The organism is Streptomyces sp. NPDC088785 (genome assembly GCF_044750685.1).
In the GTDB taxonomy this organism is placed as follows: Bacteria; Actinomycetota; Actinomycetes; order Streptomycetales; family Streptomycetaceae; genus Streptomyces.
This window is the reverse complement of sequence record NZ_JBIVKH010000013.1, coordinates 87,760-103,566: the sequence shown is the minus strand read 5'-3', so window position 1 is coordinate 103,566 and position 15,807 is coordinate 87,760. Positions and strand designations below refer to the sequence as shown.

The 15,807-nt window shown below is 73.2% G+C and carries 10 protein-coding genes; 8 read left to right on the top strand and 2 right to left on the bottom strand.

Annotated elements, in window-relative coordinates; all coding sequences use genetic code 11:
• Positions 1 to 89 precede the first annotated feature (89 nt).
• Positions 90 to 1,910, top strand: coding sequence for a chitinase (locus ACIP5K_RS28445; RefSeq protein WP_401414041.1), 1,821 nt, complete (start codon positions 90 to 92; stop codon positions 1,908 to 1,910).
• On the opposite strand, the gene ACIP5K_RS28440 is transcribed toward ACIP5K_RS28445, so the two are convergent.
• On the bottom strand, positions 1,864 to 2,430 hold the full coding sequence (locus ACIP5K_RS28440) for a phosphatase PAP2 family protein (RefSeq protein ID WP_401414040.1): 567 nt from the start codon (positions 2,428 to 2,430) through the stop codon (positions 1,864 to 1,866). The genes ACIP5K_RS28445 and ACIP5K_RS28440 overlap by 47 nt on opposite strands.
• Positions 2,431 to 2,809: 379 nt before the next feature.
• Positions 2,810 to 4,144 carry a 4-aminobutyrate--2-oxoglutarate transaminase gene (gene gabT / locus ACIP5K_RS28435; protein WP_401414038.1) on the bottom strand — a complete coding sequence of 445 codons (1,335 nt, stop codon included), beginning with the start codon at positions 4,142 to 4,144 and terminating at the stop codon, positions 2,810 to 2,812.
• Positions 4,145 to 4,426: 282 nt separating this feature from the next.
• Here gabT and ACIP5K_RS28430 point away from each other — a divergent pair, with 282 nt between their 5' ends.
• The 7 genes from ACIP5K_RS28430 to ACIP5K_RS28400 all read left to right on the top strand — a co-directional run bounded on the left by ACIP5K_RS28430 (position 4,427) and on the right by ACIP5K_RS28400 (position 15,737).
• Positions 4,427 to 6,562 (top strand): ATP-binding protein, encoded by a 2,136-nt coding sequence (locus tag ACIP5K_RS28430; RefSeq protein ID WP_401414036.1) that lies wholly within the window; start codon positions 4,427 to 4,429, stop codon positions 6,560 to 6,562.
• Positions 6,563 to 6,744: 182 nt separating this feature from the next.
• Positions 6,745 to 8,424 carry a PucR family transcriptional regulator gene (locus tag ACIP5K_RS28425; protein WP_401414034.1) on the top strand — a complete coding sequence of 560 codons (1,680 nt, stop codon included), beginning with the start codon at positions 6,745 to 6,747 and terminating at the stop codon, positions 8,422 to 8,424.
• A 488-nt stretch (positions 8,425 to 8,912) separates the two neighbouring features.
• The gene (locus ACIP5K_RS28420; protein WP_401414033.1) at positions 8,913 to 10,358 is read left to right on the top strand and encodes an aldehyde dehydrogenase family protein; all 1,446 of its coding nucleotides are present in this window, start codon (positions 8,913 to 8,915) and stop codon (positions 10,356 to 10,358) included.
• 142 nt (positions 10,359 to 10,500) lie between these two features.
• Entirely contained in the window at positions 10,501 to 10,929 is a 429-nt protein-coding gene (locus ACIP5K_RS28415; protein ID WP_401414032.1) for a DUF6892 domain-containing protein, read from the top strand.
• A gap of 107 nt (positions 10,930 to 11,036) precedes the next feature.
• Positions 11,037 to 12,977 carry an acyl-CoA dehydrogenase family protein gene (locus ACIP5K_RS28410; protein WP_401414030.1) on the top strand — a complete coding sequence of 647 codons (1,941 nt, stop codon included), beginning with the start codon at positions 11,037 to 11,039 and terminating at the stop codon, positions 12,975 to 12,977.
• Positions 12,978 to 13,152: 175 nt separating this feature from the next.
• On the top strand, positions 13,153 to 14,439 hold the full coding sequence (gene dxr / locus ACIP5K_RS28405) for a 1-deoxy-D-xylulose-5-phosphate reductoisomerase (protein ID WP_401414029.1): 1,287 nt from the start codon (positions 13,153 to 13,155) through the stop codon (positions 14,437 to 14,439).
• Positions 14,436 to 15,737 carry a M50 family metallopeptidase gene (locus tag ACIP5K_RS28400; protein WP_401414028.1) on the top strand — a complete coding sequence of 434 codons (1,302 nt, stop codon included), beginning with the start codon at positions 14,436 to 14,438 and terminating at the stop codon, positions 15,735 to 15,737. Before dxr ends, ACIP5K_RS28400 begins: the two co-directional genes overlap by 4 nt.
• Positions 15,738 to 15,807 lie beyond the last annotated feature (70 nt).

The following is a 15,807-nucleotide window of genomic DNA, read 5'->3' as shown; positions in this document are numbered from 1 at the left end:
CGGAACCCTTGACAACTCAATTGGTCTGGACCAAGTTGGGCGCACTTCGCTCCACCGTGCCCCTTCCCCCGCCACGCCCGGAGGCAGTCATGGCCCGTACCGGACCACCCCGCAGATTCCTGACCGCCGTGACGGCGGCGGCCCTGGCCGCCGCCGGTCTCACCGCCCTGTCCGTGCCCGCGCACGCCGCCGACACCGAACTGGCCCGCAACGGCGGCTTCGAGTCCGGCCTCGACGGCTGGACGTGCTCGGCCGGCACCGGCAAGGTGGTCGGCTCGCCGACGCACAGCGGCACCTCGGCTCTCCAGGGGACCCCGACCGCCTCCGACAACGCCCAGTGCACGCAGACGGTGACGGTGAAGCCGGGCTCCACGTACGCGCTCTCCGGCTACGTCCGCGGCTCGTACGTCTACCTCGGCGCGACCGGCACCGGCACCACGGACGTCTCGACGTGGACCCAGTCGGCCACCGACTGGCAGAAGCTGACGACGACGTTCACCACCGGCCCGTCCACCACCAAGGTCACCCTCTTCACCCACGGCTGGTACGGCACCCCCGCCTACACCGCCGACGACCTCAGCCTGATCGGCCCCGGCGGCGCGGCACCCGTCGTCCCGGCCGCCCCGACGGGCCTCACCACCGGCTCCGTCACCGCCACCTCCCTCGCTCTGTCCTGGCCCGCCGTCTCCGGCGCGACGAGCTACGCGGTCTACGTCAACGGCGCCAAGTCCCGGACCGTGACCGGCACCTCGACCACCCTGACCGGCCTCACGCCCGCCACCGCGTACAGCCTCCAGGTCTCCGCGCTCAACGACGCGGGAGAGTCCTCGAAGTCGACCGCCGTCACGGCGACCACGGCCCAGGGCACCGGCAACCCCGGCGGCGGCTCCGGCGGCCTCCCCGCGCACGCCCTCGTCGGCTACCTCCACGCGAGCTTCGCCAACGGCTCCGGCTACACCCGCCTCGCCGACGTCCCCGACAGCTGGGACGTCATCGACCTCGCCTTCGGCGAGCCGACCTCGACCACCTCCGGCGACATCCGCTTCAACCGCTGCCCGGTCACCGAGTGCCCGAACGTCGAGTCGGACGCCGACTTCAAGGCCGCCATCAAGGCCAAGCAGGCGGCCGGCAAGAAGGTGGTCATCTCGATCGGCGGCCAGAACGGCCAGGTCCAGCTGACCACCACCGCGGCCCGCGACACCTTCGTCTCGTCCGTCTCCAAGATCATCGACACCTACGGCCTCGACGGCCTCGACATCGACTTCGAGGGCCACTCGCTGTCCCTGAACACGGGCGACACGGACTTCAAGAACCCGACCACCCCCGTGATCGTCAACCTGATCTCGGCACTGAAGACCCTCAAGGCCAAGTACGGCGACGCGTTCGTCCTGACCATGGCCCCGGAGACCTTCTTCGTCCAGAACGGCTACCAGTTCTACGGCAGCGGCAAGTGGGGCGGCCAGGACCCGCGCTGCGGCGCCTACCTCCCGGTCATCTACGCCATGCGCGACGCCCTGAGCCTGCTGCACGTCCAGGACTACAACTCGGGCCCGATCATGGGCCTCGACAACCAGTACCACTCCATGGGCGGCGCCGACTTCCACATCGCCATGACCGACATGCTCCTGACCGGCTTCCCGGTCGCGGGCGACGCCAACAACGTCTTCCCGCCGCTGCGCCCCGACCAGGTCGCCATCGGCATGCCCGCCTCGACCAACGCGGGCAACGGCTACGTGGCCCCCGCCGAGGTCACCAAGGCCCTGGACTGCCTCACGAAGAAGACCGGCTGCGGCGCGTACACCACCCACGGCACCTGGCCGGCGCTGCGCGGCCTGATGACGTGGTCGGTGAACTGGGACCGCTTCAACAACTGGGAGTTCCAGAAGAACTTCGACGCGTACTTCGGCTGACCGCACCGCCGGTCACCCGGGCCGCCGCGGTGAGGAGCAGCACGCCCAGGCACCAGCTCCCCACCACGTCCAGCGGCCAGTGATAGCCCTGCCGCACCAGCCCGAGGCCCACGGCCGCGTTCACCACGACGCAGCCGTGGGCCGCGGCGCGTCCGGCGAGCAGCAGAGCGCACAGCCCGTACGCCACCGCCGCCGTCGCCGCGTGACCCGACGGGAAGAAGCCCGTCGCCGGGGACATCGGGGGCGGGCCGGGGCGGGCCAGGAGGTGCTGGAGGGGGACGACCAGGGCCGGCACGAGCGCCATGGTCGCGAGCGCGGTCACCGCCGGGAGCATGCGGCGGGTGCGGTACGTGACGTACGCGAGGGTGCAGGCCAGGACCGGCAGGGCCACCTGGAGATTGCCGAGGTCCGCGAAGAACTCGGCCGGGCCCGACGGGATGCCGCTGGTGCGGATCGCGTCGCCGAGCCGCTCGTCCGGGGCGAGGAGGGGGCCGTCCACGGCCACCTGCCAGGTGAGCACCGCGAGGAGCAGGACCGCGAGGGCGGCCGGGAAAATGGCCGGGCGCCCCGGAGCAGGGGGGGTGGCTCCGGGGCGCCCGATCTGATCGGCGTGCCGCGCGCCCCGGGGGGTGTGGGGCGGGCGACCGTCCGATCGGTGAGGAGTTCCGGAGCGCGAGGCTCCGGGTGTGTGCGCGAGGGCACGACCAGGGCGGGGCTGGGGAGGCTCCGACCCCGAGTCGTCCGCAGTCCCCTGCGGACGGGGTGTTTCTCTCATCTGCGGAAACCGTACGTCAGGGGACGGGGGCCACGACAGCCGGTTCGGCAAGCTGACATGGGGCCCCCACACGTTCTTCACACGGCCCGACCCTAGAGCCCGCGCGCGGGCCCCGCACTACCGCTCAGAGCGCGGCGAGGGCGTTCTCGATGATGTCCAGGCCCTCGTTGAGCAGGTCCTGGCCGATGACGAGCGGCGGCAGGAAACGCAGCACGTTGCCGTAGGTGCCACAGGTGAGGACGAGCAGGCCCTCGGCGTGGCAGGCCTTGGCGAGCGCCGCGGTGGTCGCCGCGTCCGGCTCCTTGGTCGCCGGGTCCTTGACCAGCTCGACGGCGATCATCGCGCCGCGGCCGCGCACGTCGCCGATGACGGGGAACTTCTCCTGCATCGCCGTCAGGCGGGCCTTCATCGTCGACTCGATCTCCTTCGCCCTGGCGTTGAGGTCGAGCTCCTTCATGGTCTCGATGGCGCCGAGCGCACCCGCGCAGGCCACCGGGTTGCCGCCGTAGGTGCCGCCGAGGCCGCCCGCGTGCGCGGCGTCCATGATCTCGGCGCGCCCGGTCACGGCGGCCAGCGGCAGGCCGCCCGCGATGCCCTTGGCGGTCGTGATCAGGTCGGGCACGATGCCCTCGTCCTCGCACGCGAACCACTGGCCGGTGCGGCAGAAGCCGGACTGGATCTCGTCCGCGACGAACACGATGCCGTTGGCCTCGGCGAACTTCACGATCTCCGGCAGGAAGCCCTTGGCCGGCTCGATGAAGCCGCCCTCGCCGAGCACCGGCTCGATGATGATCGCGGCGACGTTGTCCGCGCCGATCTGCTTGGTGATCTGGTCGATGGCCTGCGCGGCGGCCTCGGGGCCCGCGTTCTGCGCACCGGTCGGCCAGCGGTAGCCGTAGGCCACCGGCACCCGGTAGACCTCGGGGGCGAACGGGCCGAAGCCGTGCTTGTACGGCATGTTCTTCGACGTCAGCGCCATCGTCAGGTTCGTCCGGCCGTGGTAGCCGTGGTCGAAGACGACGACCGCCTGGCGCTTGGTGTACGCGCGGGCGATCTTGACGGCGTTCTCGACGGCCTCGGCGCCCGAGTTGAACAGCGCCGACTTCTTGGCGTGGTCGCCCGGCGTCAGCTCGGCGAGCGCCTCGGCGACCTCGACGTAGCCCTCGTACGGCGTGACCATGAAGCAGGTGTGGGTGAACTCCTGCAACTGGGCGGAGGCGCGGCGGACCACGGCCTCGGCGGAGGCGCCGACCGAGGTCACGGCGATGCCGGAACCGAAGTCGATCAGACGGTTGCCGTCGACGTCCTCGATGATGCCGCGGTCCACGCGGGCGGTGAACACGGGCAGCGTGGAGCCCACGCCGGCCGCGACCGCGGCCAGGCGGCGCTCCTGCAACTCCTGCGACTTCGGGCCGGGGATGGCGGTGACGACGCGGCGCTCCTGCGGGATGTCGCTCATGCGGGGCTCCAGGTTCTGAAGAGGCGTGTCACCGGGCTCTGGTCCGGTTTCGCCGGGATGTACGGGGGCTCTCCTCGCAGGTTAGGGGCGAGGGAAGGGGACGGTCATGCTCCATCGGGGTGCGGTCGGGGCCGGCCGTTGTCCGCCGTGGACATATGCGTCCGCGGGCCCGGACCGGCGGACGGCGCGCGTCACGGGGCGCGTAACCGGTGAACTCCCCAGGCACGGGCACTACATTGAGGCCGATGGGCAGAGCAATGCGCTGAGCAGGGGGCAAGGGCCATGGACACCGAGGGCACGCAGGGCACGAACGGCGCCGCCGCGGAGCAGGGCCGCGCCGCCGTGCCGCACCCGGCCCGCCCGGTCGCACCGCCGCCGCGGCCCGCGCAGGCGCCGGGCGTGCGCGACGAGGCGGCCGCCGGGTCGGAGTTCCTGACCTGGCTGCGCACCCCGCGGCCGACCGCCGCGCCGGGCGTGTGGCGGTTCGGACACCGGCCGCGGCCCGCGGCGGAACCGGCGACGACCCCGACCCGGCAGCTGCTCAGCGGCGCGGTCATCGCGTTCCTGGTGGGCTGGCTGGTCTGGTCGCTGCTGTGGAACGGCTACCTGGGCGGCTGGTGGCTGCTCCCGCTCTACGCGATGATCCCGGACTCCTGGGCGTCCCCGCACTCGTTCACCTCCGTCGTCGTCGTGTACCTCTACTACGCCGTCTTCGCCGTCGGCATCATGGTCGCCGTCGGACGGCTGGGCCGCTGGGCGGAGATCTGGCGCCGCTTCGGCTACCCGGCCTGGCGCAAGGCCGCCGAGCCGGTGCAGGCCGCCCGGCCCGTCGCCCCCGAGAAGGACCCCGTCCAGTGGCCCACCCTGCGCGAGGCCGGCGCCGTCCAGGCCGCCGACCGGCTCGGCGCCGACGCCCGCGCGGGCCTGATGCGCGACGTCGACCACGCCCGGATCGCCCGCGCCTGGCAGGGCGTGAAGCGCGGCAAGCACTCCCTCGCCTCGTTCTCCGCCGCCGTCGTGAAGGACGGCGCCGCCGCCTGCCCGCACCCCTCGGGCCTGCGCGACCTGCCCTCCCGCGCCGCCCGCCACGACCTGGGCACCGCGCAGGTCAGGCTCGGCGCGGCCGCCGACGACGAGCGCAACCCGTACGCGTACCGCGGCGTCGGCCTCGGCGTCGGCCCCGACCTGCTCGGCACCTCGCTGCTGGCCGTCGGCCCGCCCGGCGCCGGCAAGACCAGCGGCGTCGTCTGGCCGCTCGCCGAGTCGCTGTGCCTGGGCGCGCTCGCCGGCCGGGCCGCCGTGATCGTCGTCGGCGCGGCCGGCGCCGGACTCGGCCCGCAGGACGCCTACGACGTCGTGATCCGCGTCGGCCAGGCCGACTCCGTCTACGACCTCGACCTGTACGGCGGCTCCACCGACCCGGACGAGGCCGCGGCCGTGCTCGCCGAGGCCCTCGTCGGCGACCTCGCCGACCCGCACCCCAGCGGCGACAGCCGCCGCTCCACGACCGTCCTCGGCCAGCTGCTCGGCCCGTACCACGCGGTGCACGGCCGCTTCCCGTCCGTTCCCGAACTGCGGCAGCTGCTCGACGGGGCGCCCGTCGCCCTCGGCGCGCTGCGCAAGGCGCTCACCGAGGCCGGGCACGAGGCGATGCTGCGCGAGCTGGACGCCCGCGAACGCCAGCTGAGCCAGCCGGGTGACGTGGGCGCCGTCCTCGCCGACCGGATCGCCCTGCTCGACCGGCCCGCCTTCGCCTCCTTCTTCGACACCTCGGGGCGGACCAGGCCGTTCTCCCTGCGCGCCCTCGACCACCCCGTCCGGGTCCGCGTCGACCTGCCCGAGCGCGGCCACGCCGACGCCTCCCGGATCCTGGCCCGGCTCGTCCTCGCCCAGTTCACGGCCAACGTCGCGGTGCGCGAGGACCGCTCCCTGTTCGCCTGCCTGATCCTCGACGACGCCACCGGGGTCGTCACCCCGCAGACCGTGCGCGCCGTGCAGCGCCTGCGCTCGGCCAACGCGGGCGCCGTCCTCACCCTGCGCACCCTCGACGACGTGCCGCGCGCCCTGCGCTCCCCGCTGCTCGGCGCGGTCGGCTGCCGGATGGCGCTGTCCGGGCTCACCCCGTGGGACGGGCAGGACTTCGCCGAGGTCTGGGGCAAGGAGTGGACCGAGACCCGCGACGTCACCGACCGGCAGATCATCGCCGAGACCCCGGCGGGCAAGGCGCTGCACGCGGTGCGCCGGGTGATCACCGGCCGGGCGCCGACCGCCCGCGCGGTCACCGTCCGCAAGGTGGAGCGCGAGCGCTGGTCGGCCTCCGACCTGGCGCACGCCGTCCCGCCGGGCCACGCCGTGCTCTCCCTCACCACCGTGCGCGGTGAGCACGCGCCGCCGCTCCTGGTCGACCTGCGCGGCTGAACGCGGCCCGCGCGGCGGGCCCCGGACACCGCGCGGGACCCCGCGACGCGACGGGCGCGGTCCGGCAGTACGTACGGTGAGGCAGAATCGGCACGAGGCGTTCATACGGAGAGTCCAAAAGCTTCACAGGCTCCGACCGCCCCGCCGCCGTACATCCCCCCACAGCCCACCCGAAGGCCGCCATGCCGCCCACGCTCGCCTCACTCGTCCACCACTCGGCGCTCAAACTCACCGTGCGCGCGGGCGAGGCGCACCTGGACACCCCCGTTCGCTGGGCCCACGTGAGCGAGCTGGCCGACCCGGTGCCCTACATGGAGGGCGGGGAGCTGCTGCTCATCACCGCCCTCAAGCTGGACGCCGACGACCCGGAGGCGATGCGCCGCTACGTGAAGCGGCTCGTCGGCGCGGGCGTCGTCGGACTCGGCTTCGCGGTCGGCGTCAACTACGACGCCGTGCCCGAGGCGCTCGCGCGGGCCGCCCAGGACGAGGGCCTGCCCCTGCTCGAAGTGCCGCCCAGGACGCCGTTCATCGCGATCAGCAAGGCCGTGTCCGCCGCCATCGCCGCCGACCAGTACCGGGCCGTCACCTCCGGCTTCGCCGCCCAGCGCGAGCTGACCAAGCAGGCGCTCGGCGAGGGCCCCGAGGGACTGCTCGCCGTGCTCGCCGCCCAGGTCGACGGCTGGGCCGCGCTGTACGACGCCTCGGGCGCCGTCGTCGCCACCGCCCCGGAATGGGCCGGCCGGCGCGCGGCCCGGCTGACCCCCGACGTCGAACGCCTGCGGGACCGGCCCGCCCCCGCCAGCGCCGTCGTCGCGGGCGGCTCCGACAACGGCACCGACCGCGTCGAGCTGCACTCCATCGGCACCGGACGCAGGCCGCGCGCCGCGCTCGCCGTCGGCACGGCGGCCGCGCTCGGCACCGCCGAACGGTACGCACTGCACTCCGCCATCGCCCTGCTCACCCTGACCACCGAACGCTCCCGGGCCCTGTACGCGGCCGAACAGCGGATCGGCGCCGCCGTGCTGCGCATGCTGCTCGCCGGCGAACCCGACCACGCGCGGGCCGTCGCGGGCGACCTGTACGGGGCCCTGCTCGACGCCCCCTTCCGGATGGTCCTCGCGGAGGCCGTGGCGCCGCCGCCCACCGGGGTCGCGCCGAGCGGCGACCGGCAGACCGGCACCGCGCTGCTGCTCGCCGAGGCGGCCACCGGCGCGGGCGGCCCGTCCGGCGACCCGGTCGCGGTCCTCATCGACATCGCGGAGTCCGCCGCCGCGCGCTCCGGAGAGGCCGTGCTCGTCGTGCCGGACGGGGAGCGCGTGGTGCTGCTCGTGGTGGACGGGGGCGCGGCGGCCGAGGCGTGCACGCTCTACGCCGAGGCCCTTGAGGCGACCCGGTCCGCCGCGGTGGGCGGCACGGGCGGCGCCGCCTCCGGCCACGACGAGGAGCTGGTCATCGGCTTCTCGGCGCCGGCCGGACCGATCGCGGCGGCCACCGCGTTCAAGCAGGCCGAGCAGGCGCTGTCGGTCGCGCGGCGGCGCGGGCGGGTCCTGGTCGAGCACGAGGACGTCGTCGCCGGGTCGGTGCTGCCGCTGCTCGGGGACGACGCCGTACGGGCGTTCGCGGACGGCCTGCTGCGGGCGCTGCGCGATCACGACGCGACCGGGCGGGGCGACCTGGTGGCATCCCTGCGGGCCTGGCTGTCCCGGCACGGGCAGTGGGACGCCGCCGCCGCGGATCTCGGCGTCCACCGGCACACCCTGCGCTACCGGATGCGCCGCGTGGAGGAGATCCTGGGCCGCTCCCTCGACGACCCGGACGTCCGCATGGAACTCTGGCTGGCCCTGAAGGCCACAGGATCCTGACCCCCACCCGCACCCCCTGGGCCGTATCCCGTCCGAGCACCGGTGGCGACTTCCGCGGCTCTGCCTCGGGGGCGGCGGCCACCGGCCCGCACACGACGTGCGACCTGGGGGCGCGGGGAACGGCGCGAGAAGCGCCCACCGGCCCGCGGACGAGATGCGCCCTGGGGGCGCGGGGAACTGCGCGAGAAGCGGCCACCGGCCTGCGGACGACACACGACCCAGGGGTGCGGGAGGCGGCCATCGCCCCGCGCACGACGTCCGGCCTGGGGGCGCGGGGAACTGCGCGAGAAGCGGCCACCGGCCCGCGCACGACGAACGACCCAGGGGCGCGGGGAACCACGCGACCAGCCCCCACCCCCCCGGCACCTGACGAACCGGCCAACAAGGCGGCAGCAACACTCCAGCCCGGCCAAGCCGAACCACCCGACCCCCCACCTAACGTGGACCCCGCACAAGCCCACGAACACGGAGAGGCCGGTAGAAGACACATGACCGCCACCCACGCCTTCTGGCTCGCCGGCCGCCAGGCCACCGGGGACGACACCTTCGACGTCCACAACTCCTACGACGGCCGCCTCGTCGGCACCGTCGCCGTGCCCACCGAGGCCCAGGTGGAAGAGGCCGTCGCCGCCGCCCACGCCGTGGTCGACGAGTTCGCGGCGACCCCGGCCCACGTCCGCGCACAGGCCCTGAACCACGTCGCGGACCGCCTCACCGAGCGCACGGAGGAGATCGCCCAGCTGATCTCCGCCGAGAACGGCAAGCCCATCAAGTGGGCCCGCGGCGAGGTCGGCCGCGCGGTCTCCGTGTTCCGGTTCGCCGCCGAGGAGGCCCGCCGCTGGAACAGCGGCGACGCCCAGCGCCTCGACACCGACGCCGGCGGCCAGGGCCGCCTCGCCCTGACCCGCCGCATCCCCAAGGGCGTCGTCCTCGGCATCGCGCCGTTCAACTTCCCGCTGAACCTGAGCGCCCACAAGGTCGCCCCGGCCATCGCGGTCGGCGCCCCGATCATCCTGAAGCCGGCGCCCGCGACCCCGATCTCCTCGCTGATCCTCGGCGAACTGCTCGCGGAGACGGACCTCCCGGCCGGCTCGTGGTCGGTCCTCACCGTCCCGAACGACCGCATGCCCGCCCTCGTGCAGGACGAGCGCCTCCCGGTGATCTCGTTCACCGGTTCGGGCCCGGTCGGCTACGCCATCATGGACAGCGTCCCGCGCAAGCACTGCACCCTGGAGCTCGGCGGCAACGGCGCGGCGGTCGTCCTCGCCGACTACGCCTCCGAGAAGGACCTCGACTGGGCCGCGACCCGCATCGCCACCTTCTCCAACTACCAGGGCGGCCAGTCCTGCATCTCGGTGCAGCGCGTCATCGTCGACGCCGCCGTCCACGACCGGCTGCTCCCGAAGATCGTCAGCGCCGTCGAGGCGCTGGTCACCGGCGACCCGGCCGACGCCGCCACCGACGTGGGCCCGCTGGTCAGCGAGGACGCGGCCCGGCGCGTCGAGTCCTGGGTCACCGAGGCCGTCGACGCCGGCGCCACGCTGCTCACGGGCGGCAAGCGGGACGGCGCCACGTACGCGCCGACCGTCCTGGCCGACGTACCGGCCGACGTCACGATCTCCTGCGAGGAGGTCTTCGGACCGGTCCTCACCGTGAAGAAGGTCGACGGCGAGGCCGCGGCGTTCGACGCCGTCAACGACTCCAAGTACGGCCTCCAGGCAGGCGTGTTCACCCACGACCTGCAAACCGCCTTCCGCGCCCACCGCGCCCTGGAGGTCGGCGGCGTCGTCGTCGGCGACGTCCCCTCCTACCGCGCCGACCAGATGCCGTACGGCGGCGCCAAGCAGTCCGGCGTCGGCCGCGAGGGCGTGCGCTACGCGATGGACGACTACACCTACGAGCGCGTCCTGGTCCTGACCGGCCTCGCCCTGTAGCCACCCGGCCGAACGGCGGCCCGAACCCACTGTGCGGGGGTTCGGGCCGCCGTTCCGTTTCCGGCCCGCCGCGGTCCCGGCCGGTCCGGCGACGGAGCGGCGGAGCGCCCCCGTTGTCAGTGCCGTCTCCTACCGTCCTCCCATGACTTCCTTCACGGACCTGAACTTCAAGCTCGTCGTCATCGAGCGCCTCATGTACGACGACCGGACGCTCACGCCCGCCTTCCGCCTCGCCGACCTGCTCAAGGAGCGCGGGCTCGGCGACGATCCGTGGAGGTACGCGTACGACCACGACCTGGCGTACAAGATCGTGCCCGAGGCGCGCGAGCACTTCGCGGCGCTGGAGATCTCCGACGGACTCCTCGCGTCCGTCGAGGAGCTGACGCTGGACGGCGGACTGCGGATCTACCGGGAGTGCGCGCCGGTGTGGGACGGGGAGGACGACCTGTTCGACATCACGGTGCTCGACGACCTCGCCCTGCTGCCGAACCTGCGGCGCATATCCGGCTCGGAGTTCCTCGCCCCCGACCTGCTGGCCGTCCTCGCGGAGCGCGGCATCGACGCCGACTAGGGCCCGAGGACTGGCCGACATGCCGGTTTTCGAGTACATACGATCGAGTAGCACCGGCCGGTAACGGAACCGGGCCGGTGGACCCGACGCGCGGCGAGGTGAACCTCATGTCCGCAACACCCCAGCAGCAGGCGAAGGTCTCCGAACGGGAGGCACGGCAGGTCGCCGAGGCCGCACGCGAACAGGACTGGCGCAAGCCCAGTTTCGCGAAGGAGCTGTTCCTCGGCCGGTTCCGGATCGACCTCATCCACCCGCACCCGATGCCCGCCGACGAGGACGCGCAGCGCGGCGAGGAGTTCCTGGCCAAGCTGCGCGACTTCTGCGAGACGGAGATCGACGCGGCCCGCATCGAGCGCGAGGCACGGATCCCCGACGAGACGATCAACGGGCTCAAGGAGCTCGGCGCGCTCGGCATGAAGATCGACACCAGGTACGGCGGCCTCGGCCTCACCCAGGTGTACTACAACAAGGCGCTCGCCCTGGTCGGCTCCGCGTCCCCGGCGATCGGCGCGCTGCTCTCCGCGCACCAGTCCATCGGCGTACCGCAGCCGCTGAAGCAGTTCGGCACGCAGGAGCAGAAGGACGCGTTCCTGCCGCGCTGCGCCCGCACCGACATCAGCGCGTTCCTGCTGACCGAGCCCGACGTCGGCTCCGACCCGGCCCGGCTGGCCACCAGCGCCGTCCCCGACGGCGACTCCTACGTCCTCGACGGCGTGAAGCTGTGGACGACGAACGGCGTCGTCGCCGACCTGCTCGTCGTCATGGCCCGCGTGCCGAGGTCCGAGGGGCACAAGGGCGGCATCACCGCGTTCGTGGTCGAGGCCGCGTCCGAGGGCGTCACCGTCGAGAACCGCAACGCCTTCATGGGCCTGCGCGGCCTGGAGAACGGCGTCACCCGCTTCGACCGGGTGCGCGTGCCCGCCGCGAACCGGATCGGGCCGGAGGGCGCGGGCCTGAAGATCGCCCTCACCACCCTCAACACCGGGCGGCTCTCGCTGCCCGCGATGTGCGTCGGCGCGGGCAAGTGGTGCCTGAAGATCGCCCGCGAGTGGTCGGCGGCGCGCGAGCAGTGGGGCAAGCCGGTCGCGTTCCACGAGGCGGTCGGCGCGAAGATCAGCTTCATCGCGGCGACCACCTTCGCCCTGGAGGCCGTCGTCGACCTCTCCTCCCAGATGGCGGACGAGGACCGCAACGACATCCGCATCGAGGCCGCCCTCGCCAAGCTGTACGGCTCCGAGATGGGCTGGCTGATGGCGGACGAGCTGGTGCAGATCCGCGGCGGCCGCGGCTTCGAGACCGCCGAGTCCCTGGCCGCCCGCGGCGAGCGCGCCGTCCCCGCCGAGCAGATCCTGCGCGACCTGCGCATCAACCGGATCTTCGAGGGCTCGACCGAGATCATGCACCTGCTGATCGCCCGCGAGGCCGTCGACGCCCACCTGTCGGTCGCCGGCGACCTCATCGACCCCGACACGTCGCTGTCCGACAAGGCGCGGGCGGGGGCACGGGCGGGCGGCTTCTACGCCCGCTGGCTGCCGAAGCTGGTCACCGGCCCCGGCCAGCTCCCGCGCTCGTACGGCGAGTTCCACCCGGCGGGCCACCGCGACCTGTCCGGCCACCTGCGCTACGTCGAGCGCTCGGCCCGCAAACTGGCCCGCTCCACCTTCTACGCGATGTCCCGCTGGCAGGGCCGCATGGAGACCAAGCAGGGCTTCCTCGGCCGCATCGTCGACATCGGCGCCGAACTGTTCGCGATGAGCGCCGCCTGCGTGCGCGCCGAACTCCTGCGCACCACCGAGGAGTACGGCCGCGAGGCGTACCAGCTCGCCGACGTCTTCTGCGGCCAGGCCCGCATCCGCGTCGACGAACTCTTCGACCGGCTGTGGACCAACACCGACGAGCTGGACCGCAAGGTCGTCAAGGGCGTGCTCGGCGGTACGTACACCTGGCTGGAACAGGGCGTCGTCGACCCCAGCGGCGACGGCGTCTGGATCGCCGACGCGACGCCGGGCCCGAGCAAACGCGAGAACGTGCACCGGCCCGTCCGCTGACGGCGCCCCCGCCCCGGAGTCCTTCCCCGGGGCGGCCGGCGCGGGCCCCGTGGCGCCCGGTGGGGGCCGGTCACGGCGGGCGGCGGGGCCGCCGGGCGCCCGCCGCACCGCCCGTGCGGGCGAACTGCCGGGACACCCTGTCGGCTTCGCGGCCCGCGCGCGCAAGAATGGGGCAATGACCGACAGCCCCGACAGCTCCGTCAGCCCGTCCCCGCTCGCGGACCCCCACCTCGTCTTCGACCCGGCCCCCACCGACACCCCGCGCGACATCGCGGTCCTCGGCTCGACGGGCTCGATCGGCACCCAGGCCATCGACCTGGTCCTGCGCAACCCGGACCGCTTCCGCGTCACCGCCCTGAGCGCCGCGGGCGGCAGGGTCGAACTCCTCGCCGAACAGGCCCACGGCCTGGGCGTGCGCACGGTCGCCGTGGCCCGCGAGGAGACCGTGCCGGCGCTGCGCGAGGCGCTGGCCGCCCGGTACGGGACGGGCGAGCCGCTGCCGGAGATCCTGGCGGGCCCCGACGCGGCCACCGAGATCGCGGGCCGCGGCGACTGCCACACGGTGCTGAACGGCATCACGGGCTCCATCGGCCTGGCCCCGACGCTCGCCGCGCTCGAAGCGGGCCGCACCCTCGCGCTCGCCAACAAGGAGTCGCTGATCGTCGGCGGTCCCCTGGTCAAGGGACTCGCGAAGCCCGGCCAGATCATCCCGGTCGACTCGGAGCACGCGGCGCTCTTCCAGGCGCTCGCCGCCGGCACCCGCGCCGACGTGCGCAAGCTGGTCGTGACGGCGTCCGGCGGCCCGTTCCGCGGCCGGACCCGCGCCGACCTGGAGCGGGTCACCGTCGAGGACGCCCTCGCGCACCCCACCTGGGCGATGGGCCCGGTCATCACCATCAACTCCTCGACCCTGGTCAACAAGGGCCTGGAGGTCATCGAGGCGCACCTGCTCTACGACATCCCGTTCGACCGCATCGAGGTCGTCGTGCACCCGCAGTCCTACGTGCACTCCATGGTCGAGTTCACCGACGGCTCCACGCTCGCCCAGGCCACCCCGCCCGACATGCGTGGGCCGATCGCCGTCGGCATCGGCTGGCCCGAACGGATCCCCGACGCGGCCCCCGCCTTCGACTGGACCAAGGCCTCCACCTGGGAGTTCTTCCCCCTCGACACCGAGGCGTTCCCCTCCGTGGGGCTCGCCCGGCACGTGGGGGAGCTCGCGGGGACGGCTCCGGCGGTGTTCAATGCCGCCAATGAGGAGTGCGTGGACGCGTTCCTGAAGGGCGCACTGCCGTTCAACGGGATCATGGACACGGTGACGAAGGTCGTCGAGGAGCACGGCACACCGGAATCGGGAACTTCGCTCACCGTCGCGGACGTCCTCGAAGCGGAGACCTGGGCGCGCGCCCGGGCCCGTGAACTGACCGCACAGGACAAGACGGCCGCGGAGGCTCGTGCATGACGACCTTGATGATGATCCTCGGCATAGTCGTCTTCGTGGTGGGCCTGCTCGTCTCCATCGCGTGGCACGAGCTGGGCCACCTGTCCACGGCGAAGCTCTTCGGCATCCGCGTGCCGCAGTACATGGTCGGCTTCGGCCCCACCCTCTTCTCGCGGAAGAAGGGCGACACCGAGTACGGCGTCAAGGCGATCCCGCTCGGCGGCTACATCCGCATGATCGGCATGTTCCCGCCCGGCGAGGACGGCAAGATCGAGGCCCGCTCCACCTCGCCCTTCCGCTCGATGGTGGAGGACGCGCGCGCCGCGGCCTTCGAGGAGTTGCAGCCCGGCGACGAGACCCGCCTCTTCTACACCCGCAAGCCGTGGAAGCGCGTCATCGTGATGTTCGCGGGCCCGTTCATGAACCTGATCCTGGCGATCGGGCTCTTCTTCACGGTCCTCATGGGCTTCGGGATCACGCAGCAGACGAACACCGTCGCCTCCGTCTCGGACTGCGTCATCCGGGCCAGCGCCCAGCGCGACACCTGCAAGGCGTCCGACCCGCCGTCCCCGGCGAAGGCGGCCGGGCTGCGGGCGAAGGACAAGATCGTGTCCTTCAACGGCATCACGACGCACGAGTGGAACACCCTGTCCGACGAGATCCGCGAGAGCGCGGGCAAGACCGTTCCGATCGTCGTCGAGCGCGACGGGCAGCGGCAGACGCTGACCGCGAAGATCGCCACGAACCAGGTCGCGAAGAAGGACTCCAGCGGCCAGATCACCGACGGGTACGTGCGGGCCGGCTTCCTCGGCTTCAGCGCCGCCACCGGCGTCGTCCACCAGAGCTTCGGCGAATCGGTGTCCTGGATGACCGACCGGGTCGGCGACGCCGTCGACTCCATCGTGGCGCTGCCCGGGAAGATCCCCGCCCTCTGGGACGCCGCCTTCGGCGACGGCCCGCGCGACGCGGACTCCCCGATGGGCGTGGTGGGCGCCGCCCGCGTCGGCGGTGACATCGCCGCGCTCCACATCCCCGCCACCCAGAAGCTCGCGATGTCGCTGATGCTGGTCGCCGGCTTCAACCTCTCGCTGTTCCTCTTCAACATGCTGCCGCTGCTCCCGCTGGACGGCGGACACATCGCGGGCGCGCTGTGGGAGGCCGTGCGGCGCAACTTCGCGCGGATCTTCCGGCGCCCCGACCCGGGCCCGTTCGACGTCGCGAAGCTCATGCCGGTCGCGTACGTCGTCGCCGGGATCTTCGTCTGCTTCACCATCCTGGTGCTGATCGCGGACGTCGTTAACCCGGTGAAAATCTCCTGAGCGTTCCCGCTTCACGACGGCCGGACACCCTGGGTGTCCGGCCGTGCACCTTCGGGTGGAGTTGCGGGGC